Here is a 25842-nt window from a genome sequence, read left to right on the forward strand (position 1 = left end):
CAAGCGCGTCACGATGGTTTGATCAAGGCCGTTCGGAATCACCGTAGGTTCGGCCTAGTCGATCACCGATTAAATCCAGGAGAGAATCTTTGGCTTCTCGGAGCTCCTCCTCAGTAGCAGGATCGATCTCTGGAACCTTGATGATGCCCACACCGCTTGCTGCCCTCAGTGTATTAATAAACGCCAGCTTCTCATTTTCGAAGTCTCGGATGCTGGCGGCGATGTCTTCCTCTTCCCCGAATGGAATCATCAAGACCAGGCAAGAGTTGAAGAGACCTTGCCCAGTCTTCATTGCGTCTTCCCGAGCAAACAACTCAAACTTTCGCCACTTTTCTCGGAGGTCAATCAGAGCGTCATGGATCGCCTGCAGGTAATCATTTGGCTCCAGGGCTCGGTGCTCCGTCTGTTGGCCCTTCACAACCTCTGCCAGATGGGTAGCGGCTTCAAGGTACTCCAGACCCACCGTGCGCATGTCGATCATGATGCGCTCTTCTTTGTCCCGCTTTGCCTTTCGGTTATCGCTGGCACGTGTCGAGAGGAACGCTATAACGGCACCGATGAGCAGGAAGACGCCTGCCATGAGTGGGACGCCCCACCAGGGCGCACCAGTATCGGGCATGTTGATGATGACAGGGGGCGGGGTCGCGAGCACGAAGTGATCTTCTCACGCTCGGCCGTGTAGCCCACTGCTGGATCAACGGCCCAGAAGGTAGCCGGCGAGAAGTAGGCAGAGGCTACCAACAACCAAAAGGCCAGTGTCGTTCGTGATGTCTTTGAGTGCTTTGCGTGTTGGGCCATGAGACTTCAACCAGATCACTAGCCTCTTACGCCAAGGCTTCTTTCCTATCTTGGATGCGGGCAGCTTCAAGGTCAGACGGACTTGGTCCACAACCTGTTGTCGAGTTGCCCAATACTCTTTCGAGTGACCTTCGGAGTCCTCGACGATGTTAGTGGCGAGGATGCATAAGTAGTGCCTCCTGGCGGCACGGATCAGGGGGTCCGGGGCCACAAACGAGAGTGGCTGAAGGGATTTGGATGCTGCGTTGCGCGCAGTATTAAGCACGGCTCCAGACTCTGACAGTTTCTCAAGATTTTGGCGGCCAGCCTCGACGGAATCGGGCTTTCTGGCCAGTACCTTTGCGTACTCCTTCTCCGCTTCCCAGTAGGCGTCCGCGTTAGTAAGAAAGACTGCACCGGCTTCGCGGATCTCGGCATCAAAACGACGGGACAGTTCACGCCGCGACTTCACGGCCTCGACGATCGCCGCGGTGATAAGGCTGATCAGGGCACCGATGATGAGGAAGCCTCCGGCAATGGCGGCTTCACCCCACCACGGTCCCTCTTTAGCTGTTAGTAACTCCCACACTCGGTGCACACTACCAGCCCTCCAGCCCTCCCTTTTAAATGGAGCGCGTTGGTGTTTAAATGAAAAATATAGATTACCAATAAGCGGAGAAACTTTATGACTAATACCGATAATGTAACCCTAGACGTGCAGGACAGCACGATAGGTTCTGGAGATGGCAATGCCTAAGTTTGCGAACGACTCTATTATGGACGCAGCTTTAGACGTTATTGCAACGGGGACTATTCTCACCGTTTGTAGTGCGCAGCCAACGACGCGGACTGAAGCAACCACTACCTACAAGCTAGCTGACGTGGTTATCGACGGCGGCGACTTCACAAAGGCGAACGGTACTACCAGTGGACGAAAGGTCACTGTCGGACAGCAAGCTGACGTGCCCGTAGATAGCTCAGGAACAGCAACGCACATCGCTGTGTGCGACGGAACAAACCTCCTCTACGTAACTACATGCACATCCCAAGCACTCACCAGTGGCAATACCGTAACTGTGCCAGCTTGGGCTGTTGAGATTGGTGATCCAACCTAAGCCCATGAGAGCCAAGGCGTTTCGCAATATTGAAGTTGCCGTCGGATTGGGTCTTTACGTGGGCTTCTTCGTCCTGGCCTGGGGATTCTTAGATGGCTACGTTCGGTAAGACGACCAACGGCGCATCAAATACTCTTCATAACGCCAATCGTAAAATCCTGTCGCAGGCCATTCTCTCTGAAGCAGCCCTTCTGACCTCCATGACGATTCGTGGGCGCACTGGAACGGCGGGTTCGAAGAACTGGAAGGGCGTCATCTATTCGGATGTCGCCGGTGCTCCTAGCGCCTTGCTGACCACCAGCGTGGAAGGAACAGTCACCGGGACAACCGTGCAGTCCTACACAGCAAACTTTGCTGGCGAGCCATTAGCGGCGGGCACGTACTGGATCGGATGGATTCACAATGGTGATGGCACAATCGCCGCCCACCCGTATCGCGATAACACGGCGGGCCTAGCCCTATCTAATACGGATAGCTACTCTGATGGCCCGGCTAACCCCGCAGGAGCAATGGCGGCTCTGGCTGGTCCCATAGATGCCTACGTGACCTATACACCTGCTGCGGGTGGCACGACGCTCGTCGCTTCTGATGCTAATCACTCACAGTCAGCCGGCGCGCTTGCGCTGGTGCAGAGTAGTAGCCTGGCGGTCAATAGCTCCACTCACGCACAAGATGCCTTCAGTCCAACTCTCACGGAGGCCGCTCTCCTCACCGTGGCCAGCGCCTTGCAGTTTCATTCGAGCGCTGCAGCCGATCTAACTCAGGCGTTCACGCTGGCTCCACAGAACTCATCCCACCTTCACAGCGCACTGACGGCGACGCTGACTCAGCGGCACAGCGTGGAGGTCGCGAGTAGCAATCACGCTCATCAGGTTTCGGTTCTCACTCTGGCTAGCGCCTCAAGCTTGGTAGTTGCCTCAGCTGCTCATGTCCAGATTGCTGATGCCGCCAACCTAGGCCAGGCGCAACAGCTTGGCGTTGCTGACAGCTATTTCTCTCATGAAGCTGCCTCGCAGATGCTGGAACAGGAGCACATCCTCACTGTCGCCAACTGCATGCAGGGCATGGTCCTCGGTTCAGTCACGACCGTTGCCGATACCGCCCTCACTATTGCCAGTGCCCAACACGGACAGATAGCCAGCGCAGTGGAGCTCTCCGGAAGCAGCTCGCTGACCGTCGAAAGCGCGATACATCAGCAGTCAACGACGGCTATCGCTATTGCCCAAGCGCATCAACTCTCTGTTGCGTCGCCCTCGCAGGCAATGACGACTGACATCCTGTTGCTGGCCTATGCCTCTGTCTTCGGAGTGCCGACAACCATGACGAGTCATTCGAGACGGTCATTACTTATCAATCAATCACAAGCAGGCATTTTAGTGGCTATTGATAAAGAGGTGCTATTGACCAATCAAGCTAATCCAACGATACTAAGAACAAATAAGCGGTAACTAAAATCAATGTCTACAACACTTCAAATAGAATCATTCGGAGAAATAAATCTAAGAGAGCGAACCGAGCTTAGTGCTGACTATGCGCCGGAAACGCTAGTCCTAGAAGTCAAAAGCTCTGAGGGTTATGCGCCTGGGCAAACCATCTACGTCGGACTATTATCGCGTGAGGGCGTTGAGAAGGCCGTCATTGATTCCGTCGTTGATGCAACGACAATCGGTCTAACCCAAGCACTCAAGCTGCCACACACGCGCTATGAGCCCGTCACAGCTGTACTTGGAGACTTGATCCATGTCTACCGTGCTGCAAACAGCAACGGTTCTGTTCCCGCCGATGATGCCTTCACGGTCTTGGCCACCCGCTCGATCAATGCTGATCACCAGTCCACCTATTTCACAGATTCAGCTGGCAACAGCGACTTTTGGTACCGCTTCACGTACTACAACGCCACAACGCTCGATGAGACTGACCTGGCCGACTCTGAACCGGTACGCGGTGACGACTTCGGCCACTATGTGTCTGTATCAGAGATTCGTAACCTGGCTGGCTTTGAGAATGCTTTCAACTTAAAGGACGTGACGATCGACCATTGGCGTCGGGCAGCCGAAACCGAGATCAATAGTGCATTAGCTGGTGCCTATACCGTTCCGTTCAATCCAGTGCCGGCCCTCGTCAAGAGCCTGACACTAGAGCTCGCGGCCGCACTCCTGCTGGCGGATGCGTATGGCAGCGGCGCCTATGGCACTCGCCTCAAGGACGCCAGGGCCAAAATCACTGCATACGGTGACAAAACGGCGGTGGTTACGGACGAAAACGGGCAATCGCTCTCGACATCCAACTCAGTTACGGGGTACCCAGATGCTGATGCGCCTCGATCCTTTTACGTAGGGCAGACCTTTTAGCCATGAGTGAGATCCGTGTCCGAATCCATGGCGACAAGGAGCTGGTTGAAAAGTTCCGCTCTTTCACGGGCTCGCAGATGGACTTATCACGCTCGATGGAAGCAACCGGCCTCTACCTCACCCGCTTCTTCGCTGGTGAAGTCTTTGCTTCTCGCGGTGGTGTCATCGGTAGGAGGTGGCTAAGACTGAACGACAACTATGCAGCCTGGAAAGCTCGCCGCTGGCCGGGACGTCCGCCGCTTATACGCACAGGCCTCATGAATAGGAGCTTCAAGCACAAGTCAACGCAGCTCACGACGTCGCTCTGGAATGAAGCCAAGTACTTCGACTACCACCAGGATGGCCGCGGGGTTCCGCAGCGCGTGATGATGCGCGTTGACCAGGCCCGCGAAGCCCGAATCGTGAAGTACATCGTCTCTGATCTGACTACCCAGATGGATCAGAAGGGGCTGCTCTAATGTCCGCGTCGGCCGAGAGCACTACTAGCCGCATCCTGCAGCTCATGAAGGACACCTTTGGTGAGAAGTTCAAGATCTACTACGACGGTGATCCGGAAGCGATTCCTACGTTCAACCTTCCCTGTCTCATCGTCACGCAAACAACCTCTGAAGTAACCGAGTCGGCAATGAACGAGGACGATGTCACGGACGAGATCACCGTAAAAGTAGTTCTGAACAAGCGCGATGACTTCTCTGGCGACAAGGTCGATCCCCTTAATCTCACAGATAAGAAGATCCGAGATTTAGTGATGATGCGCGACGTGAAAACGAGACAGTACGATGACCGAACGGTCGTAGGCGCAATCCGGAAGTACGGTGTCGATGGTGCCCGCCAAGATGAGGGCGTTGATGGCGTCGCCCCTAGTCTCAGGATTGAATTCGGAATCAATCCACGTCCGGCCGCAGATGCCGATTATGCTGACCTCACTTCTGAAGGACATGTCACCTTCTCTATTCAGTACTCGCTCGACACTGATTAGCCTTTAACAAGTAACGCGATTGATATACATTGAAGTTATGGCAAAGCAAATGAAAGAACAGAAGTCAACAATTGAAGTAGCTGAAGCCGTTGTTAGTCCCAAAAGAAAGTATTTCCTTCCAATAGAGGGGGTGACTGTTGAGGCCGATGACGCGCTGGAAGCTGCCGCAAAAGCAAAGCAGCAGAAAGAAGCAGAGGTAGGTGATGACAGCATTTAATTCATACAAGAAGAGGCGCGAGGCGATCGTAATCGGTCCTGAGAGCGCGCCAGGAACAGTTGCAACTAAGCAATATTCATTCCGCTGGCTCGACAAGGGCCTCAAACCGATTCCAGGCGTCCTCGAGAACGAGAGCGCAATGGGATCAGACGTCAAGATCAATGACAGCGCCATTGATCTTTGGCACTCTGAGGGTCCTCTCGGTGGCAAGGTAACGGAAGACGGCATCGGCTGGCTCGGTACAGGAATGTTCAGCAAAGTCACTACGACAGCAGCCGGTGCTCAGTTCAAACACGTGTTTAGCCGCGACAAGACTGTTGCTCGCCGCACACTGTCTGTTTGGGACGTTCGACCAGTCAGTACTCGTCTCTACAAGTCCTGCTACATGGATAACCTCACAGTCTCACTTGAGGTGAGCGAGAAAGGTGCATGGCTCGAAGCTAGTACTGTCCTCAAGGGCTGGAAGCATGAAGACACTACCGGTGTGACTCCTGCCTTCAAGATCGGCGAGAAAGAGTTCACCAGTCGCCAGGTTGAGGTGTTCCTTGCTGACGACGAAGCCGGCCTTACTGCTGGCAAGATCAAGCCAAAGAGCATCAGCATTCAGATGGAAGAGGGCACGACGGTCGATCACTCGATTGGTGAGGTCAACGATGACCCAGAGTTCGACAGCGCACCAGCTGAGGCCAAGGGTTCAATGGTGATCAAGTACCGCAAGACCGATTACGAGGATGGCTACTTCACCAACAAGATCCATGCGCTCAAGGTTGTAGCGACCAACGGCACCTCGAAGGTTGAGTGGCTCGGAACTAAGGTCCGCTTCCGGGAACTAACTGACTCTGACGGGCGTGACGATGTCGTGACGCAGGAGATCAGCTTCTACTTCGAGGCAGACGAAAACAACGCTGGAAAAGACATCGAGATGACCGTCACCAACGACGTTGTCTCTTACGCAGCCTAAATCCATTGCTCTAAATAGTGCCCCATGTTTAAATGAGGGCACTATTTATTTGAAAGGATTTTATGGGACTAAATATTGTTGCGAATCGAAAACTGAGCCTAAAAGGCTTCGCAGAGGGCTGGGATGATTGCTACCTTATGGTGCGAGGAGTAAGCGAGTCAGTACGCCAGGAAATGCAAGCCAAGCTAACCGACGACTCGACCGAGCAAGACGCTGCGGATTTGATGAGGCAGTCATGTCTTGAAGTTATTACTGGTGGCTTGGTGATCAGCACCAACGAAGACGGAACGACCAGCAAGGTATCTGTCGAGCGAGCTGATGTGCCAGACGTTGTCGAAGCCCTCAATCTGGCTTGGCAACGCGAGGTTGTCTCTGTCGCTACAGGTGCAGACCGTTTAAAAGCGATTCTGAGCTAGCTAGATACGAGGAAGCCTTTGAGGATCACTTCAAGCTCGGCCTATCGCTTCAAACGCTACCTGAAGACATCCAGAAGGAAATCCTTGACTTGGAGTACCGAGAACGATTCGGTCTTAGCGTTGAAGCTTTCGAAAGAGAACCTTGGGAAGCGGTTTTCCTAGCGCAACTCAAGTGGCGGGCAACCGCAGAGCGTGAAGCCCAGCAAGTACCTGGAAGCAGTAATCCGGATGATGACTGGGGATATGAATAGCCCAGCGCGGATAGAACGACTAGCTATAGCAGCTAGTCGTTTTGCATGTTAAATTGAAGATATAGAGACAGATATAAACAACTGTCACTGAGCAATACCGCGTGGCCAATAAGATCAATATCGTTATCACTGCCGAGGACAAGGCTTCAAAGCCTATTCGAGGCGTGGCTGATGAACTTGATCACGGTAGCGGCAAAGCCAACAAATTCAGCAGCGCACTCGGATCTATGGGCGCGGTTCTCGCCAAGACGGCGGTTGCTGTTGGAGCTGCTGGTCTTGCTGTCGGATCGTTCGCCGTCTCAAGTGCTGCCGATTACGAGCAGTCGCTAAACGTCTTCCGTTCGGTCTCAAGCGCCACCGTCCAAGAGATGGACGCCGTCGCTGCTGCGTCTCGTGCTCTCGGAAACGACATGTCGCTTCCTGGCGTGAGTGCAGCTGACGCCGCTTCAGCAATGGTGGAGCTCTCTAAAGCCGGGCTATCTGTCAACGACACACTCTCAGCGTCTAAGGGAGTCCTATCACTCGCAAAGGCTGGCCAACTCGACACCGCCGTTGCTGCTGAGATCGCAGCCAATGCCTTAAATGCCTTCAGCCTCAACGGGAAGGAAGCCACAAGGGTTGCTGACCTCCTCGCTGCAGCCGCCAATGCCTCAAGCGCCGACGTTCAAGACTTGGCATACGGACTCCAGATGTCTAGCGCCAGCGCGGCCTCAGTCAAGGTTCCTGTAGAAGATCTCACTACCTTGCTTGCTGCCATGGCGAATAACGGCATCAAAGGGTCGGACGCCGGTACATCGCTGAAGACGATGTTCATGAACCTGATTCCGACGACTGATCGGGCCAGGAACTCCATGGCTGACTTGAACGCGGACTTTTATGACGCCAAGGGCAATTTCGTAGGCGTACGCGACATGATCGATCAGCTCGCCAAGGGGACCAAGAACCTCACTGACGAGCAAAAGGCCCAGCACATCGAGAACATCTTCGGTGCCGATTCATCTCGTGCCGCCCTGGTCATGATCAAAGAAGGTGTTGCCGGCTACGACAAGCTCTCAGAAGCAGTCAATAAGCAGGGCGCAGCAACGGCTATGGCCGCTGCTCAGAACGCTGGATTCAAGGGTGCACTGGACGGTCTAAAGAGCTCACTGGAAACCGTGGCCATCGATGTCGGGATGGATCTACTGCCATCGCTTACGGCGCTTACCAAATACATGGCTGGCAATGTTGAGCCGACCTTCAAACGAGTGAAGGACGTAGTAGTTGGAGTCGGCCGACAAGTCTGGGACTTTCTCGAGCCGGGCGTTATGAGCCTGGGCGATGCCATAGGCAATCATCTCGTTCCTGCTGTAATCGGATTCCTCAAGAGTGACTTCGCGCGCTTCCTCGGCACCACGCTCGTTGCTGCTGTCCGTGTAGCGATGGGAGCAATTGAAGGTGGCATCCGCGTTGTCAGCTCGCTATTCCAAGCCTTCAGTGGAGGTGCGCCAGTACTGATTGGTGTGACCGTAGCTTTCGTTGCCTACAACGTCACCGTGGGAGCTGTCGCACTCGGAACTAAAGCGCTGACTGTTGCCACGACCGCACTGAATGCTGCCATGCGCCTCAATCCATACGTTCTAGTGGCCTCAGCAATCGGCGGGCTTATCGTCGCTTATGCCTCCATCGTCGGGAGCTCAGGCACCGTCAAGAAGGCAACAGAGGATCTTGTTGGAGCCCACTACAACTTGAAGGTGGCGACAGACAATCTCCGGGGCGCCGAACAAGCCCTGACCGACTCTCGCCTCGCAGCTGAGGGCAGTCGCATTGCAGTGGAGCGCGCGGAAGAGCGCCTTGCTCAACTGCGCAGTAGTGGAAGCGCTTCTGCTCTCGATCTAAAGGAAGCCGAGTTCAACGTTGAGACGGCCAAGATCAACAGCAAGCGAGCCAGCGAGGAACTTGAGAAAAAGGAAGCCGAGAACGAAGCTAAACGCCAGGAACGCGCCAAGGCCTTAGAGGCAAAGAAGAAGGCCGAAGCAGACTTCCGTGCGGACTTCCAGAAGACCTCATCAGCCGTGGCAAACCAAAAGAACGACTGGATAGGGATCAACAACGTCGTCAACGGGCTGAATGGTAAGAAGTTCAGCTTCGACGTGACGGGCAGGTACGGAAGCTACGACTACGGTGCGGGCGCCGGCACTGGTCCTCTCCATCCCGATGTCATCAAGAAGCTCCGGGGGCATGCAACGGGAACGACCTATGCACCAGGGGGACGTAGCAGGGTCGGGGAACACGGTCCGGAAGAGGTGATCTTGCCTCGTGGCGCTCAAGTAATCCCTGCCTACCGGACAAGAGAACAGCCCGCTGTTGGTGGCGGTGGACCCGTCATCGAGCAGGTCATCATCAACAACTACAGCGGGGAGAATCCGCGAAGAATTATTGAAGAAATCGGGTTCGCCCTGGAGCTCGCATCATGAAGATTTGGCTAAATGACTACCTACTAAACGACCAGAGCAACCGCACCTATCTACGCGAGCCAATCGAGGGGCTTGAGCTTCCTGCCATCCGCACGAGTGATGGCCAACGATCAGGACAGCACGGCAGCTACACGGGCGCTCAGTTCTATGACGCCAGGTTCCTGACACTCAACGGCCATATCTACGCTGCAACAATCGCTGAGGCTAAGCAGAAGCGCCGCGAGATCCAGAACGCGCTTCCGCTCTATCCGACACCGATAGTGGTGCGTATCGAAGACGACGACGGCTATGTCTACGTGTTCAACGCCCAAGTCCGCGACTTCAAGATGCCGCTGACTCAATCGAACTTCAAGCACATCTTCAAGCTGGAGTTGAAGGCAGATGATCCGACTATCTATGACGACACAGCCGGCACCGCTCTGAGTGCCACCGTCTACAAGGCGATCTCTGGCGGTATGCAGTTCACGACTACCAGTCCTCAATTTGGTTCGAGCTTCTACTTCACCGCTGGGCAGACAAGTGCTTCCATCCAAAACGACAGTTCAATCACCGTCTACCCGGTCATCACGATTACGGGCAAGACAACTAATCCAACGCTCACCAACCTGGCCACGGGGCAGGTCTGGAGTTTGGCCGGCTACGCGGTTGCCGCGGATTCAGTCACCGAAATCGATATGAGCCCTCAAGGCCACACGGTCACGCTCAACGGCGGCAGTGTCTTCTCGTATGTCCCGTTGGATGCACAGTGGTGGGGCCTTATCCCTGGTGCCAACGTCATTGTCTTCGACAGCGGTTCCGGCTCAGACGTATCAACAGCAGAACTGTCCTGGCGTCCAGGAATCATGGGTATCTAGTCATGACTCCCGAGCAACTAGCCCAATTCAATGCATCAAAGTCAACGCACTACGACGTGGAGCTGTGGACAAAGAGCGGCCTCCGCATCTGTGAGATCACGCATCTGGTCAGGAATCTCTACTGGACAGAAGAGCGCAACGAAGCAGAGTCGCTACAGTTCAGCATGGATCTCGATGCCTTTGAGGCGTACATGATCGATAAGGTCGGGGCCGATCCGGTCAGCAACTTCCGCGAGGGCCAGACAGAGATCAAGATCAAGGAGAACGGCGAGTATCTGTTCGGCACGCAGCTCTACTATGCGCCGATCAACATCACCACAGACGCGATCACCATCAGCGTTCAAGCAACCGGCTACCTGAACTTCTTCAAAGACCGCTACCCGAGCCCAACACAGGTCTACACGGGTATAGAAAGCGTCGAAATCTTCTACGACCTGATTCGCAAAGCCCAGCTGGCCACTTACGGGGACTACGGCATCATCATTCCCGCGAGTGGTTACTACGTCACCGGGAAACTCCGGGACAAGTCGTTTGAAACGTACACCTCAAGCACCAAGCTCAACATGCAGCGCCTCACCACCTTGGTAGACGGCAAGTTCGACTTCAAGATCCTTCACGACAAGACAGCTATGACCTATGCCCAGATCGGATCACCGCGAACGGACTTCCGGCTGGAGTTCGATCGCAAAAACGGACGCTCTACTTTCGACAGCGCGACGCTCAATAGGGGAGCGAATAACCTCTACAACCAAGTCATTGGCCTCGGATCTGGCTTCGGTAAGGATCAGCTGACCACTACCAGGTCAGATATACCCGCTCAGAACGAGTTTGGGCTGCGTGAGCTGCCTGTGCAGTTCAATGAGGTCTCGGTACAGGCAACACTCGATGAAAACGCTCAGGCCCGCTTAGATCGCGTCAAGAAGCTACTTCGTATGCCGCAGGTAACCCTGTCTGGTGCTGACATGCCGGCGGTGCGCCTAGAAATCGGCGACATCATTCCCGTGAAGATGACGGGCCGAAAGCTCCTAGAAGACATGACCGGCTATTACCGAGTCGAGCGCAAAGAGACCCACGTTGACGAAAACCACTTCCAAAAGGCGGTGACGCTCTACTTCGAAAAGACGGGGGAATACTTTGGATAACCCTTCAAGCCAACTGATAGGCGGCGTCTTTCAAAAGCGCATCCGAACCGCTGGCCGCGTCGGTCAAGAGTTCAAGGCTCCTCAAGTAGCCAGTGGCGCAAGTGGAGTCCTGGCCTATGCCTCGGAAAACGCCACTACCTGGGACCGCACTGAAACACTTCCGTATGTTGATCCGATGGCTGGTGGCTTCGGTGAATGCGAACTGATCGTCACCTTCACGGGCGACGGATCTCAGGAGCTTCCCTTCGCCTTTCCTGCGAGTGATCTCAGGATCAACGGCACGGCTGAAGCGAACATGGTGGATTACGATGCGTTCTATACGGCGTGGGTCTATGGTGCATGGCCGGGTGACAACGTCCAGGCCACTGACTACGACGCTCCGGTTGTTGCTTCGTTCACTAGTACCTACCAGCTCCAATGGAAGATCTACTTCACTTACGTCGGCAACATCACCTACTACCTCAAGCTTCGTGCGCGGGGCACTTGTCTAGGCGTTCTCACTGTCGCGAGGACTATCTAATGGGTGTGACTAACTTCGACAACCTTCCCCAGAACATCGTGGAGTCACGGCTACGAGAGGCGAAGCAGCTCCTCAACGAGCAAAAGGGCTCCTATCAAGTGCTGTCGGGAAACAACCTGCGCTATTACAGGGTCGAGAAGACATTCGACGTATTCAAGACGACAGCCGATCCGATAGTCCTCATTGCGACGCTAACTTCCATCGATGTCATCACCCCTCTTGCCGACATGATCGTCGAGCTTTCGACGTCGTCAGATGGCACCAACTGGGTAGGACAGCCCAACTACGTCGAACCTGGTACGCCTTCGTACTACGTCTTTGACCTGCGCGGTGCCGTATTTGAACCCAAGGTCTCAAAATGGGGCATCCGCATCAGTGACGTACCGGCAAACACCTGGATAAGACTGCAGCTTCAGTTCTTGGCGGATGGGGCAGGGACGGCCTGATGTCGGTCATGGATCAGCTACCGGAGCAGAAGCCAGTTGCACTCTTGAAGGAGGTTGACCAGCTGACCCGCGAGATCAAGTCACGACAGACACGTAGTAGTGCGAGCGTGATCAACTTTCGTGTTTACTCGGCCGATGCATATGACCTTATCGTTCCAGGTGCATTCGCGAAGAATGCTGTCCTTATCGAATTCATTCCAGACAACATGCAATTTGGTGGAGCCCTCTGCTACCGGCTCTATGTTTCGGTCACTTTAGGCGCCGCCCCGCCGTATATCGATAACTACGGTCTCCAGCGGCTCACAGTGGTGAACCGGCGTCAACAATGGATTTACAACATTTCAACTTTTCCAGAAGCAAAGCTGAAGTTCTATTTCTTCGCACAAGCCTCTGGCACATTCACGGCTAATTTAATATAGTGAGGTTCATAGGGGAATAACACACATAGATGTACGACAATTTCAAACTACTCAACTACAGCAATTCACTCGTCTCACCTGAGTTGTACGCTCGTCATCTTTCTCGTCTCTTCACCGGCAACGTCGTCGACGGGCTCACGCTAGTCCCAAAGACTGGCCTAACCGTCACATTGCAGCCAGGCAATGGCTTCATCCCTTACGGATCAGGAGCGACCGCCTCGGCTCGTGAGTTCAGTTTGGTCGCAGACTTCGACATCACACTCGATACGGCAGATGCCAGTAACCCTCGAATAGATCTGATCGTCGTATACGTTGATATGGCCGTTAGCCTTCCTGGAGGCGCTCCTACCACCGCTAATCTGGACGGTCCTGGTGTTGTGAAGGCAACGTTCGTCAAAGGAACGCCGAACGCTAGTCCGGTTGATCCAACTGTCGGAGCGATTCAGACGAAGATCGGTGCTAGTAATCCATACATCATCGTCGGGTCCGTCCGAGTGGACGCTCTCGTCAGCACTATTGCCGCAAACAAGATCACTGACAGGCGCTCTCTGGCCACACTGACGCCGAGCGCCCTTACGCCCGCAAATATCTCTAACACCGGCATCTGGTGGGAAGAACTGGGTCGTGCGACATTGGGTGCCGCAGGAACCAGCATGAGTGTGACTCTGTCGTCGCCGAAAAAGTACCTGCACATCATTGCAAGGGCAGAGAAGGCTGGTGCGGGGTCTGCTGTTTTCTATATCCGCGTCAATAACAGGAGTGGGGCTTCGGATTACGGTAGAGCCATTGCGGTAACTGCATCGGGCGGGACATCTTTCCTCACGACCAACACCTCGGGCATCTCAGGCGTCGCCGCGCAGTTCAACGTAGTTAACTTCGACATTCTTGCTGAAGGGAAGTCTTTTGGTGGTTCGAGCTGGAATCACGCCAACGTAAAGGTCTCGTCTGCACAAGATGTGCGAACTGGTGACTATGATTTCCGTTCAGCGCTGACGGTAACCAGCGTTCAACTCGCCAGCGACACGTCCAACACCTTGGCAGCCGGAGCTGAGTTGATCGTACTGGGGCACGATTGATGGCTTGGCTTGAGCACCTACCAGCAATAATCACTGCTCTAGGGAGTGCCCTTATCGGATGGACTGGTGCCCTCCTAATCAATAGTCGTAAAAATAAGCGCTCAGCGGCCACAATTGCCGATGCTCATTTGAAGACCTTCTACGAAACGATGAATAGTGCGCTCACTGATCAAGAGAAGCGACACTCTGAGGCTGTATCGCAGCTCCGTGCTGAACAACGCGAGGAGCGAAAGCAATGGGCTGATGAGCGGAAGGTCTTCAACGAGAAGATCGACAAGCCCCAGGATCAAGCGCGCTTAGATGCGCGTCAGCTCCACACTAAGGAGCTGGAGGTGGCCACACTCACTGGAAAGGTAAATGTACTAGAAGAGCGCCTGCGACTCATGAACGCAGATGCTGCTGCAGCGTCAGTGACCCTGCCCCACGGAGGCCATGTGACTGTGGGGGCAGCGTGATGCGGTGGCCTCTCGACTCCTTCGTTATCACCCAGGGATTCCATGGGATCAACAAGGACTATAAATACGAGCACTGGGGTACTGACCTAGCCGCCGATGAAGGTGTTGACATCAAGGCACCTGAAGGCGGCGTGATCACTGCGGTCAACAGTGGATGGAAAAAGGGCGGCTACTTCGGTGGCAACTACGTCAAGATGACCGGGGACTCTGGCTACTCCTACTACATGGGCCACATGAGCAGCGTGGCGGCAACGGCCGGCAAGCGAGTCAATCAAGGGGAAGTCATCGGCGAGGTTGGTTCAACCGGCCAAGCGACTGGCCCTCATGTCCATTTTGAAATGTATAAGGGAGGCAAGGCAGTCGATGCAACAAAGCACATAAAAGGAGGTGATATGGCAAAGATCAGCAGGGGAGAAGCAGAAGAACTTAAGTATCTGATGCGTATTCTGAACTCAGAAGTGGCTGGAGGCGACTATACGGCTAACCACACAGGTAAAAACGACGCCGCCGAAGTAGATTACATGGCTAGCATGGGATTGACCACAGCGGGCGCAGTTGCTCGTCGTGCTCAGGATAAATGGAACGAGGGCGTTGAATTTCGTGCGCTCAAAGAAAAGTGGCGTCTCGCTTACAATGCGCAGCCAGGTCTACTCAAACAGATCGAGGACTTAAAAAAGCAGCTCACAACGGTAAAGCCAGCCGCGGCGCCGTCTGAGGCTGAACAGAAACTACAAACAATTAGGGATGCCGCTACGGTTTTGGTTTCAGAACTGGGCATCAAGTAAGGAGGCATATGGAAGAAATCAAACGGTTCGCAAAATCACTACTTAGTAGAAAGTTTCTGCTCGCCATCGTGGGCGCAACTGTAGTGTTCGGCAACTACATGTGGAACTGGGGACTCACTGAAGAGCAGGTATGGTCAGTGCTCACTCCGATACTCACCTACATGGGCCTTGAAGGTTTCGCAGACATCAAGTCCCGCAAGGCATAGCATATTTACCTGCTAGGAAGCTCTCAGAGCTTTCCCAAGCCAAAAGATGACTATAGACCCACCTAAGACCTACCGCGTTGCTGTAGGTCTTTTTAGCGCGTAGTCTTCTATTCATGGCAAAAGAAACGATCACAATAGTTCGTGATGACCTCGACGGTTCGGAAAACGCAAAGTCGTACAAGTTTGGCTGGGGAGACGACCAGTACGAGATCGATTTGAGTGAAAACAACGCCAAGGAACTTCAAGACTTCCTGGCTAAGTACATCGACGCTGCTGCGAAGGTAACCAATCGCCTTCCGCGTAGCGAGCGTTCATCCGCTCCTAAGAGCAACAAAGAAGAACTGGCACGCGTCCGCGAATGGGCCGCAAAAGAGGGGCTCAAAGTGAATCCTCGCGGCCGTATCAGTGGTGATGTCCTGAAGGCGTACCAAGACGCTCACTAGTTTCACCATGAAGAAGCCCTGTCTCGAACGTGAGGCAGGGCTTCTTCTATTCGCCGTGGTCTACCTTGCGCCTACCCATATGAGGGTGACGCTTCGTCTCATCAACGCGAGCTCGACGCCGAGCGTCGATGTCCTCGTGGACTTTGGCGATAGGCGTACCGTGCTTGATGCCAGATAGATGAACAGCCCTATCGGCGGTGCCCGTGGACGGGAATGGCGCCAAGGCGGTGAAGGTTACTGGATCACCAGTTCCTCGCTCGTTGGCTATCCAGGCAATGGCGTCGTACTTCTTGAGCGCGGTGATGTCAGTCTCGGTGACGTGAGAAGAACCGATGGAGTTGAGCCACATACGAGCCTCTTTAGCCGTGCTTTCAAACAGCACCTTGGTACCGGTGTTGTTGAGGATGGCCGAGCGCGTGTTCTTGTCGATCTTGTCGCTGTCGTCCATGAACTGCGTCGACGTGGTCAGCGTGAACTTGTGCTTTCGACCGCGAGCCAGGATGTCGTCCAGACCAACGTCGATCTTGGTCATCTGCTGCAACTCATCGAGGTAGACGAAGTTGTGCTTATCCGGGGTGAGATTCTGATCTTCAGTCCAAAGGGCTTGGAAAAGAAGTGTGCCGAGCAGGCCTGCTGTGTCTTCAGGCAGGCCGGCAAGGTTCACCAGGAGGATCTTGTTGCCAAGCAGCACATCCTTGATGTTGAAGCCAGACTGGGACTGCCCAAGTATGTTGTGAATCTCAGGACGGCTATTCAGTTGCCAGAGGCGGTCATATAGAGGCTGCGACCTCATGCGGCGTTCTTCTTCTTTGAGGTTCATCCAGTCCTCCATAAAGAACTTGATTTGCCGATCCTTCACAGAGTTCACAACTGACCTAGCCCATGTAATCTCTTCGGGCGTCCGCGGCCGAATCAGAGGCAGAAGATCTATCAGCGTGGCGTTGCCGTATTCAATCAGCGCGTAGAGGCCGTGGTGAATGAGCTCTCGGGTCCAGACGCCTTTGCTGTCGGGGTAGAGCTGTTGAAACAGCGCGGACACTTGGTCAACAAGCATGTGCGCGTTGCCCTGATCGAGGGGATTGAAGCCGACAGGGTTATCAACCGAATTGCTCGGGTTCAATATGACCACTTCATCAAGCCGCTCAAATGGGACGTAGTTGAGTGTCCGGTTGAACAGCGTCTCTGACGAGTTGCTGTTGCTCGCATCTATGATGACTACGCCGTAGCCCTTAGCCATGTCCTGAGCTGCAGAGTTAGCGAGCAGTACCGATTTACCAGTTCCAGATTTGCCGCCGATATGAGCATGAAGGATCTCCCTGACACCGTAACCCTGTGCGATTCGGCGGCCCTTCTGGCTGGTGTGGTTGCTCGTGCCAAGCACTCGACCGATTCGTGCAATTTCTTCCGTTGCGAAGAACTGCCTGCCCTGCATACGGGGGAGACCTGGAATAGATGGTGTTCCAAGAGGGAAGCCGGCAAGCGCGGCCAACTCCGGGACGTTGAGGAGGGAGGGCAAACGCCAGGGCGTCGAAGCGTTGTTCACTGCGTCCTGATGAAGGTCGAGGTCACCTATGGGCTTCTTGGCTACGAGCCATGCGTTGTGACTGTTAGCTGTTTTCATACCCTTGAAGATGCCGTCAGTAAGGAACCTTGCTCTAGCGTCAGTCTTGGCTTGAGCTGCAACACGAGCAATCACCTCATAGCACTCGTAGTCGAGTTTCTTACGACGATCCTCAACTTCTTCGCGGCTTGCTGTTTGGCCCAGCATCTCGGACAAGATGCCATGCCTAGTAGAAGTAACCGGGTGCTCGGCTGATGGCTTTCGCTGAAGGGCAGCCGGCGCAATAACCCATTGCAGAAGAGCAGCTTCCCCGTCCCCAAGGGCGTGCGCCAAGTTGGTCAGTATGTCCTTGGAGATGATCTCGGGGGCATTGACGTTCAAGGTGCGCGTGCTATCCGACAGGGCGATCTCTTCAACGTGCGTCCAGGCCTTGCGCGGCCGTGAGACGTCATCTTCAATGACGCTGCCGGGCACCTGATGACGTATCTGGCTTGTGACCTGTTCGGCAAACTGCCAGGGAACGAGCAAGCGGAACTCAATGCTTCCATTGCGTGCCCACGCTTCAATGACGAGACTCGGGCGTCCCGTGATGAAGGCGAACGTAGCAAGAGGAAGCGTGGTGTGAATGACTCGGAACATCGCTTGCACTGCGTCTACTGGTAGCTCACCAGGAAACCTCACAATGTAAATCTTGCGCTCTTTGTCGTACTCGGACTGTGGCTTAATCAGTCCCATCAAACCCTCCCAAGTGGTGGATTGAATTTGGGTAAAGAAAAAGCCACGTCATGCCACTTTTACTTTGACACAACGTGACTTTTTCGACTAGCTAACGACGGCGACCTGAGATTGCCTTTGCTCCCACAATCAGTAGCCAAAGGATGATCCCTGCTGCCACATAGGGGCTGATGATTGTCCAGATCCCTCCGGCAACGTAAGCCATAGCATCACTGAACGCCTGGTTCACCTGATCGCCGGTAACGGCTGACACTCTATTGAAAAAGTTCATCGCTTCCACCACGCCTTCACGTCGTTGCTCGCACCCTTGAACTGCCGGCTATAGAAGTCGTAGACCGCCCTGTTGAGCTTCGCTTGCTTGCGGTTGCGGCTCACGATGGCCCAAGTCAACACGAATAGGAGGAGGAACATGACGATAAGGAAAACGAAGACCCCGGTGAGCATCGCCATGCCCTCCGCGTCACTAAGTCCTCCGGATAAAGAGAGAGCTACTGCTGTACTGATGTTCACGGCTTACTCGCTTCCACTAGCTCCAGTGATAACCTCCGGAGAGGGTGACACTTATTGGGGGTGTCAGTGACATGACAGTATCTGGCATGTAAGATAGGTGTCAACTACCGACACCTAAGGAGTTGAAGTGCAAATTTCAGAAGAGCAGCGCAGTATCCGTGACGAGAACATTCAAAAGACGAAGGAGTGGGCCGAAGCCCTGCGGCTCCTTTTCCAAGGCTCTGGCGTTCTTGGGTCAGCGGAAGATGTCGTCGTACCGGCTGGCATGATCGAGCTCTTTCAAGTTGACGACCAGAAGCAACTGATAAAGCTGATCTTCCGTGGTCTCGTCAGGCTGCCGCCGGATAGCAAGTACAAGGAGACATTGCGCAACGCCCTGGGCCTAGGCGGAGATGGTCTGAATTTGACTGAGCGCCGCAACCGGTTCTGTAAGCAAAAAAACGTTAGCTATCGAACGCTGATCCGGCACGAAGAAGTCGGCGCGCAGATACTAGCGGGTTCACTTTTCATCAACCACGATGAGCTGCTGGATAAGAAGGAGACGCTCGAACAACGGGTGGAACGTCTTGAGAAGCTGGTTGAAGAGCTACAGGGGCAGGTAGCTACGCTTTCCAAATGATCTCGACGCGGTCGGGATTGAAAATCCACTGCTTATATTTGGCCTTCCCGTCACCCGGCTGCTTCGGGTAAATGAGCACCTTCTCGATGAGAGCGTCGACCAGCTGACGTTTCCACATGAGGTCTGACTTCTCCCATGCTTCTCGCACTGTCTGGCCGGCCGGGATATTGGCGATGGCGCGCTTGCTTGTCTGTCGCTCTAGCTCGAGTCCTAGCGTCTCTAAACGTGCTTGTGCGCTAGCTTTGGCAGTCTTGTACTCGCTGAAGTCCATGTCGCCGGTTGAATAGAGCGCCAGAATTTCCTGCAAGCGTTGCGTTTGAAGCTCGTGGTCACGCATAAGCTGCTTCAACGCAGGCGTCGCTGATTCGTCCCCTGCCAGCAGCTCGCTCAGTTCGGGCGTATCCAGCCGATACATGATGCAGTCGATGACCAGATCCTCTACTGGGTCCTTCTTACGCTTCACCTTGCCGCAGCCAACCTCCTGTCCGCGGTGGTCTTTCTTCCGACAGTTGAAGGCCGGGGAGTAGCTGCCGTCTCGTTTCTGGGCATTGATGATGCTCATCTTGTTTCCACAGACACCGCAGAAGATGAAGCCGGTAAGCAGGTGCTTTCGTGCGTAGCTTCGTTTGCCGAATACAGCCTGACCCCTCTTGATGGCGAGCTGAAGGTCTTCCCATATCTCATGGCTCAGTAGGGGAGTCCAAGCGGCCTTGTATTCCTGACCGTTGTGCTGACGGATGCCGTAATGCCGCTTCAACTTGGCGACATTGCTGACGTTGATCGCCGCCCACTTATCGCCTTTGGCGGTGGGGATACCTCGCTCATTCAAGTCCATTGCGATGCTCCGCCACGAGTCCCCGTTTATGAAGCGTTGAACGATCTCCTTGACCACAGGTGCTTCGTCTTCATTGAGCGTCATGCCGTCCTGGTTCCAGCCATATGCTCTATTGCCACCCGACGGTAGTCCAGCCCGGGCGCTCTGGAGCTTCTTGGCTTGCAGCTGCTCAATGGAGTGCTCGACGTGGTAACTGGCTACGGCACCCAGTTGGCGTGCGATAAGTCTTCCGGTTGGAGTGGTGAAATCGATAGGGCCAGAGCGCACGGTATATGTAGGTATGTTCTCAGAGACTGCTCCGTACTCTTCTAGTTCTCCCATTGAGCGATGGAGACGATCACCGTGCCACACGACGACTGCATCTATTTCACGGTTGCGCATCGATTTTAGAAGGGCCTGATATCCCGGCCGGTGTTTGCCGCTATAGGCGCTAATGTCATTGTCTTCGTACGTTGCCGTCACTTCTCCGCCAAGTTGCTGAACAAGCTTCAGGCAGTCTTCAATCTGGCGAGCAACGCCCAAACCGGCACCGACCCGGTCGCGGCTGATTCTGGCGTAGATGGCAATTCGTTGGCTATGCATATATTCAGTTCCGCGCATGATTATGAGCCCTCCGGGGTATGCCGTCAATACTTTTGACGAGGCGCCGGAGTATGAGCGCCGCGTGCTGGATGCGCTGCGCCAACCGCTGGAGAGCGGCGAGCTGGTGATCCACCGCTCCGCGGGGACCGCTGCCTATCCGGCCCGGTTCCAGCTTGTCCTGGCAGCCAACCCCTGCCCGTGCGGCAAGGCGTCCGGCAAAGGGCTGGACTGTACCTGCACGCCAGTGATGCGCAGGCGCTATCTGGCGAGGATGTCCGGGCCGTTGCTGGACCGGGTGGACATCCAGCTTCAGGTGGAGAGGGTGTCACTCGCCGAGTTTGGCCAGGCAGGTGCGGAAGAGGATACCGCTTCAATTGCCGCCCGCGTCCGGAATGCCCGCGGGCGGCAGCTTGAGCGGTTGGCACCCTTTGGCCTGGAAACGAACTCGCAGGTGCCGGGGCGTGTGCTGCGCGGAGAGCTGCGGCTTCCGCCGGCCGCCACCCGCATCCTGGACCATTCACTGGAGCGTGGTGTCCTTACTGCCCGTGGCTACGACCGGGTACTGCGTCTGGCCTGGACCCTGGCGGACCTGGGTCACCGGGAGAGACCAGACGTAAACGACATTGGCCAGGCCCTGGGTTTGCGGCAGGCAGCGGCGGTGGCCGCATGAAGGGAACGGCAGAGGACACCGAAAGACTTTCCCGTGCGGCGCTTGCCCGGCTCATGGAGCCCCAGGACGCAGCAGGCCTGGCCCTCGTGCAGGTGTGCGGCGCAGTCGATGCCCTTCGGATAGCCACCGGACAGGCTGCGGCCGGTCCTGAGCTGGAGCAGGAAATCACCGCGCTGCTCGCGGACAGCGGCTCCGCCACTAGTTGGGCCGGGATGGCGGCAGCATTAAAACGGTGGCAGCCCCGCATCCCGGACCTGGCCCCGGAGCGGGACCTGGCCACCATGGCACGGCTGGGCGGCAGGTTGCTTATCCCCTCGGACGAATTGTGGCCAGGGCAGCTGTCCGACCTTGGTATACAGGAACCGATCTGTCTCTGGTGGCGGGGGCAGGAACAACCCCTTCCCGGCGCGGACAAATGCATCGCCCTGGTCGGGTCGCGCGACAGCACCAGCTACGGCGCCTCGGTGACCGGCGACATTGCCTATTCCCTGGCGCAGCGCGGTCTCACGGTCGTGTCTGGCGGGGCCTATGGCATTGATGCCCATGCCCACCGTGCCGCGCTGGCGGGCGGGTCGGGCGAAATGCCAACCATAGCTGTGATGGCCGGGGGAGTGGACCGCTTCTACCCATCTGGCAATGAGGACCTCCTCCGCGCCGTCTGCAACCAGGGCGCGGTGATCGCGGAGGTCCCGCCCGGGTCGGCGCCTACCCGCTACCGCTTCCTCCAGCGGAACAGGCTCATCGCGGCCCTGTCTGCGGTGACTGTCGTGGTCGAGGCACGGTGGCGGTCCGGAGCGCTTAACACTGCCCACCACGCCGAAACGCTTGGCCGGGCTGTGGGGGCTGTCCCCGGTTCCGTGCACAGCGCAAACTCGGCTGGCTGCCACCGGCTTCTGCGGGACGGCGGCGCTGTCTGCGTTACAGACGCAGCAGAAATTGTGGAGCTTGCAGCGCCCAGTGGAACGGGGCTTCCACATCAGCGCCAGGCAGGAACGGAGGTCCAGGACGGGCTGACGCTGGAAGACCTGATCCTCCTGGACGCACTGCCCCTTCGCTCCACCACATCGGTCGGGAAACTGTGCTCTGTCGCCGGCCTGAGCCAGGAATCCGTCCGCGCGGGCCTGGGGCGGCTCGGGCTGCTCGGGCTGGCCGTGTCCGAAAGAGGCGGCTGGAAACGCGGCAAGGCAACCTGATGACCGATGGCAGGCAGGAAAGCACCGGTGCGTAATGCGTGCCGTGTCAGCCACCTGAACCCCGGCAACACCTGAGACAGTAGGAAGGTGGAGAACAAGGAATTGCCGCGGGAGCTGAGCCGGGCATCGGATGCCTTCTCCCAGTACCTGTCGGGGGAGCGGGCCATGTCCGCCCACACCCTGCGGGCGTACCTGGGGGACCTGCGCAGCCTCCTGGCCCACGCCGCTTCCGAAGGCGCCACCCGGTTGGAGGACCTCGAGCTCGGAACCCTTCGGCGGTGGCTGGGAGCACAGAGCCAGGCGGGTGTCGCCCGCTCCACGCTTGCCCGCCGGGCGGCCACCGCCCGTGCATTCACAGCGTGGGCCCTCAGGGAAGAGCGCATCGACTCCGACCCGTCGCTGCGGCTCAAGGCTCCGAAACGGGAACGCACCCTGCCCGGAGTCCTGCAGTCGCAGCAGCTGAGGCGACTGCTGACCACCCTGGAGGAAGCCGCCGCGGGCGGTGAGCCGCTGCCGGTCCGAAACCGGGCCATCGTCGAACTGCTATATGCCACAGGCGTCCGCGTTGGAGAGCTCGCAGGACTGGACATCGACGACCTGGACCCGGACCGCCGCACCCTGCGTGTTGTCGGCAAAGGAAACAAGGAACGCACCGTTCCCTACGGCGTGCCGGCGGCGCTGGCCCTGGACGACTGGCTGCGGCGCGGCCGGCCGCTCTTGGTTCGGGACGCCAGCGGCCCGGCCCTCTTTCTGGGGTCCAGGGGCAGCCGGGTGGACCAGCGCCAGGTCCGGGAGCTGGTCAACAAACTCCTGGAGGCCCTGGGTGATACTTCGGCGTCAGGTCCGCACGCCCTTCGGCACTCGGCCGCCACCCACCTGCTGGATGGCGGCGCCGATCTGCGTGCCGTCCAGGAAATTCTGGGCCACAGCAGCCTGGCCACTACCCAGATCTACACACATGTTTCTGTGGACCGGCTGCGAAACAGCTACCAGCAGGCGCATCCCAGGGCCTGACGGCTGATCGTCACAGGGCTTGTACCAATCGCGAATCGCACTGGCGTAATTACGCGGTGTACGGCACAATGAGAATCACGTCCGGCAACTTTCAAGTCCCGCTTGAAGCTCCTTTGCTTCGTGCGGACCAGCAAGTCCGGACACTGCTCAATCTGAACAACTGAATATATGGCAGGGAGCAGCCCCGTATGCAGGGCACAGCAGTTCCATCCAGGCAGAGGTCGTTGGGGAAGACGTACCTAGAGCTATGGAGGATGGAATGTCTGTTGCAATGACCCGAGGTGTGCTGTTTGTTCACTCAGCCCCAACTGCTTTGTGCCCTCACGTTGAGTGGGCCATTGGCTCCGTCGTGGATAAGCGGACGGATCTTGAGTGGACCCCTCAGCCTGCTGCGCCCGGAATGTTCCGGGCCGAGCTGTCCTGGACCGGTGCGCCCGGAACGGGCGCTCAGCTTGCCTCGTCCCTCCGCGGCTGGGCCCACCTCCGGTATGAGGTCACCGAGGAACCCAGCCAGGGTGTTGACGGCGGCCGCTGGTCGCACACGCCCGAACTGGGTATCTTCCACGCCGTCACCGACGTCCACGGCAACATCATGGTCTCTGAAGATCGGATCCGTTACGCCTATGAGTCGGGCGCAGGTGATCCCGCTGCCGTGTACCACGAGCTGTCCCTGGCTCTTGGCGAGGCCTGGGATGAGGAGCTTGAGCCCTTCCGGCATGCTGCAGAGGGCGCTCCCGTACGCTGGCTGCACCAGGTGGGCTGACGGGCCCATACCCGCCCGCCGCGGTCGTAATTCGGCAACGGGGAAACATCGGCCGACAGTAAAACCAGGAATCAATCCCCATAGCACAACAGGAGGCCCCGCCAACCGGCGGGGCCTCCTGTTTGCGTAGGGGCGGCAACCCCCGGGAGGAACTAAACGCTGCGCACAGCCACCACGGCGTTGTGTCCGCCGAAGCCGAAGGAGTTGCTCAGGGCCACGATGTTGCCGGCGGGCAGGTCGCGGGCGGAGGTGACGACGTCGAGCGGGATCTCCGGATCCTGGTTCTCAAGGTTGATCGTGACCGGGGCCTTCCGGTCGTAGACGGCCAGCACTGTGAGCACGGCCTCCACGGCACCGGATGCACCGAGGAGGTGGCCCATCTGCGACTTGGTGGCGGAGACCGCAACGTTGTCGATGTGGTTGCCGAGTGCGGCGCGCAGTGCGGTGTACTCGGGCTTGTCACCGACGGGAGTCGAGGTGGCGTGGGCGTTCACATGCACCACGTCCTCTGCCTGGATGCGGCCATCAAACATGGCTGCCTTGAGTGCGCGGGTGGCGCCAAGGCCTGCAGGGTCCGGAGCGGTGATGTGGTATGCGTCAGCCGTAACGGAGGTGCCGGCGAGCTCACCGTAAATCCGGGCTCCACGGGCCAGGGCGTGTTCTTCGGCTTCGAGGACCAGGGCGCCTGCGCCCTCGCCCATCACAAAGCCATCGCGGCCCAGGTCATAGGGGCGTGAGGCTGCCTGGGGGTCGTCATTGCGGCGTGACAGCGCCTGCATGGATGCGAACGCGGCCAACGGCATAGGGTGGATGGCTGCTTCGGCGCCGCCGCACATCACCACATCTGCCTTGCCTGAGCGGATCAGGTCCAGGCCCAGGTGCAGGGCTTCGGTGCCGGAGGCGCAGGCGGAAACCGGGGTGTGGGCTCCGGCGCGGGCGCCGAGGTCCAGGCTGACGGCGGCGGCAACACCGTTGGGCATCAGCATGGGAACGGTCATGGGGAGGACGCGGCGGGGGCCTTTTTCCTTCAGCGTGTCCCAGGCGTCCAGCAGGGTCCAGACTCCGCCGATGCCGGTGGCGAACGCAACAGCCAACCGGTCCTTGTCGAAGTCGGTGATACCGGAGTCGGCCCAGGCCTCACGGGCGGCGATAACGCCGAACTGGGTCGAGGGGTCCATCCGCTTGGCCTCAACCCGGCTGAGTACCTCGAGGGCGGGCGTGCTGCAGCGGGCGGCGAAGTGGACGGGAAGTTCATACTTCGCTACCCAGTCGTCCTCCAGGGTGCGGGCACCGGAGACCCCCTTGAGCGCGTTGTTCCACATCGTGGGTACATCGCCGCCGATGGGCGTGGTGGCACCCAGACCGGTGATGACTACTTTGCGTGTCATGGGATCACTCTTTCGTCGGTGGGGATTCCGGCTCCGGCTTACCGGAGGGTCCCGCGTATTGATGGTCGGCACCGCTCCGCTGGGAGCAGGGTGCCGGAAAAATGCG

General features: G+C 56.8%; 28 protein-coding genes and 1 pseudogene. 23 read left to right on the plus strand and 6 right to left on the minus strand.

Annotated features, from left to right (window positions below; translation table 11 throughout):
• Window positions 1-22 precede the first annotated feature (22 nt).
• Together QFZ70_RS07435 and QFZ70_RS07440 are read right to left on the minus strand one after the other, a co-directional pair.
• Window positions 23-652: a hypothetical protein gene (locus QFZ70_RS07435; protein ID WP_307094755.1), complete on the minus strand. Its 630-nt coding sequence runs from the start codon at window positions 650-652 to the stop codon at window positions 23-25.
• A 42-nt stretch (window positions 653-694) separates the two neighbouring features.
• Window positions 695-1366, minus strand: coding sequence for a hypothetical protein (locus QFZ70_RS07440; RefSeq protein ID WP_307094756.1), 672 nt, complete (start codon window positions 1364-1366; stop codon window positions 695-697).
• Between the two features lie 618 nt (window positions 1367-1984).
• Between QFZ70_RS07440 and QFZ70_RS07445 the strand changes: the two genes are divergently transcribed.
• The 18 genes from QFZ70_RS07445 (at window position 1985) to QFZ70_RS07530 (ending at window position 15866) form a co-directional block, all read left to right on the plus strand.
• A complete protein-coding gene (locus tag QFZ70_RS07445) occupies window positions 1985-3340 on the plus strand; it encodes a hypothetical protein (RefSeq protein ID WP_307094757.1) in 1356 nt (451 codons plus the stop codon).
• Window positions 3341-3349: 9 nt separating this feature from the next.
• On the plus strand, window positions 3350-4243 hold the full coding sequence (locus tag QFZ70_RS07450; RefSeq protein WP_307094758.1) for a phage protein Gp36 family protein: 894 nt from the start codon (window positions 3350-3352) through the stop codon (window positions 4241-4243).
• 2 nt (window positions 4244-4245) lie between these two features.
• Window positions 4246-4701, plus strand: coding sequence for a hypothetical protein (locus QFZ70_RS07455; RefSeq protein ID WP_307094759.1), 456 nt, complete (start codon window positions 4246-4248; stop codon window positions 4699-4701).
• A gap of 44 nt (window positions 4702-4745) precedes the next feature.
• A complete protein-coding gene (locus QFZ70_RS07460; RefSeq protein ID WP_307094760.1) occupies window positions 4746-5222 on the plus strand; it encodes a hypothetical protein in 477 nt (158 codons plus the stop codon).
• A gap of 37 nt (window positions 5223-5259) precedes the next feature.
• Window positions 5260-5439: a hypothetical protein gene (locus tag QFZ70_RS07465; RefSeq protein ID WP_307094761.1), complete on the plus strand. Its 180-nt coding sequence runs from the start codon at window positions 5260-5262 to the stop codon at window positions 5437-5439.
• Window positions 5426-6400 carry a phage tail tube protein gene (locus QFZ70_RS07470; protein ID WP_373461672.1) on the plus strand — a complete coding sequence of 325 codons (975 nt, stop codon included), beginning with the start codon at window positions 5426-5428 and terminating at the stop codon, window positions 6398-6400. The genes QFZ70_RS07465 and QFZ70_RS07470 overlap by 14 nt, the downstream gene beginning before the upstream one ends.
• A 62-nt stretch (window positions 6401-6462) precedes the next feature.
• Window positions 6463-6816, plus strand: a complete 354-nt coding sequence (locus tag QFZ70_RS07475; protein ID WP_307094763.1) for a hypothetical protein — start codon at window positions 6463-6465, stop codon at window positions 6814-6816.
• Between the two features lie 352 nt (window positions 6817-7168).
• Window positions 7169-9520, plus strand: a complete 2352-nt coding sequence (locus QFZ70_RS07480; RefSeq protein ID WP_307094764.1) for a phage tail tape measure protein — start codon at window positions 7169-7171, stop codon at window positions 9518-9520.
• Window positions 9517-10374, plus strand: a complete 858-nt coding sequence (locus tag QFZ70_RS07485; RefSeq protein ID WP_307094765.1) for a phage tail domain-containing protein — start codon at window positions 9517-9519, stop codon at window positions 10372-10374. Before QFZ70_RS07480 ends, QFZ70_RS07485 begins: the two co-directional genes overlap by 4 nt.
• 2 nt (window positions 10375-10376) lie before the next feature.
• A complete protein-coding gene (locus QFZ70_RS07490) occupies window positions 10377-11516 on the plus strand; it encodes a hypothetical protein (protein ID WP_307094766.1) in 1140 nt (379 codons plus the stop codon).
• Window positions 11509-12036 carry a hypothetical protein gene (locus tag QFZ70_RS07495; RefSeq protein ID WP_307094767.1) on the plus strand — a complete coding sequence of 176 codons (528 nt, stop codon included), beginning with the start codon at window positions 11509-11511 and terminating at the stop codon, window positions 12034-12036. Before QFZ70_RS07490 ends, QFZ70_RS07495 begins: the two co-directional genes overlap by 8 nt.
• A 5-nt stretch (window positions 12037-12041) precedes the next feature.
• Window positions 12042-12482: a hypothetical protein gene (locus QFZ70_RS07500; protein WP_307094768.1), complete on the plus strand. Its 441-nt coding sequence runs from the start codon at window positions 12042-12044 to the stop codon at window positions 12480-12482.
• Entirely contained in the window at window positions 12482-12901 is a 420-nt protein-coding gene (locus tag QFZ70_RS07505; protein WP_307094769.1) for a hypothetical protein, read from the plus strand. Before QFZ70_RS07500 ends, QFZ70_RS07505 begins: the two co-directional genes overlap by 1 nt.
• 29 nt (window positions 12902-12930) lie before the next feature.
• Window positions 12931-13977 (plus strand): hypothetical protein, encoded by a 1047-nt coding sequence (locus QFZ70_RS07510; protein ID WP_307094770.1) that lies wholly within the window; start codon window positions 12931-12933, stop codon window positions 13975-13977.
• Window positions 13977-14432 (plus strand): hypothetical protein, encoded by a 456-nt coding sequence (locus tag QFZ70_RS07515; protein ID WP_307094771.1) that lies wholly within the window; start codon window positions 13977-13979, stop codon window positions 14430-14432. Before QFZ70_RS07510 ends, QFZ70_RS07515 begins: the two co-directional genes overlap by 1 nt.
• On the plus strand, window positions 14432-15217 hold the full coding sequence (locus QFZ70_RS07520) for a M23 family metallopeptidase (protein ID WP_307097826.1): 786 nt from the start codon (window positions 14432-14434) through the stop codon (window positions 15215-15217). Before QFZ70_RS07515 ends, QFZ70_RS07520 begins: the two co-directional genes overlap by 1 nt.
• Before the next feature lie 8 nt (window positions 15218-15225).
• On the plus strand, window positions 15226-15423 hold the full coding sequence (locus tag QFZ70_RS07525) for a hypothetical protein (protein ID WP_307094772.1): 198 nt from the start codon (window positions 15226-15228) through the stop codon (window positions 15421-15423).
• A gap of 113 nt (window positions 15424-15536) precedes the next feature.
• Window positions 15537-15866, plus strand: coding sequence for an Lsr2 family protein (locus QFZ70_RS07530; protein WP_307094773.1), 330 nt, complete (start codon window positions 15537-15539; stop codon window positions 15864-15866).
• A 46-nt stretch (window positions 15867-15912) separates the two neighbouring features.
• On the opposite strand, the gene QFZ70_RS07535 is transcribed toward QFZ70_RS07530, so the two are convergent.
• Window positions 15913-18162, minus strand: coding sequence for a type IV secretory system conjugative DNA transfer family protein (locus tag QFZ70_RS07535; RefSeq protein ID WP_307094774.1), 2250 nt, complete (start codon window positions 18160-18162; stop codon window positions 15913-15915).
• Between the two features lie 267 nt (window positions 18163-18429).
• Window positions 18430-18672 carry a hypothetical protein gene (locus QFZ70_RS07540; RefSeq protein WP_307094775.1) on the minus strand — a complete coding sequence of 81 codons (243 nt, stop codon included), beginning with the start codon at window positions 18670-18672 and terminating at the stop codon, window positions 18430-18432.
• A 127-nt stretch (window positions 18673-18799) separates the two neighbouring features.
• On the opposite strand from QFZ70_RS07540, the gene QFZ70_RS07545 reads away from it, so the two are divergent.
• Complete coding sequence (locus tag QFZ70_RS07545; protein ID WP_307094776.1) at window positions 18800-19291, plus strand: hypothetical protein; 492 nt, start codon at window positions 18800-18802, stop codon at window positions 19289-19291.
• Here the strand turns inward: QFZ70_RS07545 and QFZ70_RS07550 are convergent.
• Entirely contained in the window at window positions 19275-20726 is a 1452-nt protein-coding gene (locus QFZ70_RS07550) for a recombinase family protein (RefSeq protein WP_307094777.1), read from the minus strand. The genes QFZ70_RS07545 and QFZ70_RS07550 overlap by 17 nt on opposite strands.
• A gap of 37 nt (window positions 20727-20763) precedes the next feature.
• Here QFZ70_RS07550 and QFZ70_RS07555 point away from each other — a divergent pair.
• From QFZ70_RS07555 to QFZ70_RS07570, 4 genes and pseudogenes are all read left to right on the plus strand, one after another.
• A pseudogene (locus QFZ70_RS07555) lies at window positions 20764-21378 on the plus strand (ATP-binding protein); the annotation flags it as partial.
• Window positions 21375-22571: a DNA-processing protein DprA gene (gene dprA / locus QFZ70_RS07560; RefSeq protein WP_307094778.1), complete on the plus strand. Its 1197-nt coding sequence runs from the start codon at window positions 21375-21377 to the stop codon at window positions 22569-22571. The pseudogene QFZ70_RS07555 and the gene dprA, both read left to right, overlap by 4 nt.
• Window positions 22572-22658: 87 nt before the next feature.
• Window positions 22659-23585, plus strand: a complete 927-nt coding sequence (locus QFZ70_RS07565; RefSeq protein ID WP_307094779.1) for a tyrosine recombinase XerC — start codon at window positions 22659-22661, stop codon at window positions 23583-23585.
• A gap of 259 nt (window positions 23586-23844) precedes the next feature.
• Entirely contained in the window at window positions 23845-24348 is a 504-nt protein-coding gene (locus QFZ70_RS07570) for a DUF3145 domain-containing protein (protein WP_104042113.1), read from the plus strand.
• A 152-nt stretch (window positions 24349-24500) separates the two neighbouring features.
• Here QFZ70_RS07570 and QFZ70_RS07575 read toward each other — a convergent pair whose 3' ends face one another.
• Window positions 24501-25736, minus strand: a complete 1236-nt coding sequence (locus QFZ70_RS07575) for a beta-ketoacyl synthase (protein ID WP_307094780.1) — start codon at window positions 25734-25736, stop codon at window positions 24501-24503.
• Window positions 25737-25842: the final 106 nt, after the last annotated feature.

It is taken from the genome of Arthrobacter sp. V1I9, from assembly GCF_030817075.1.
In the GTDB taxonomy this organism is placed as follows: domain Bacteria; phylum Actinomycetota; class Actinomycetes; order Actinomycetales; family Micrococcaceae; genus Arthrobacter.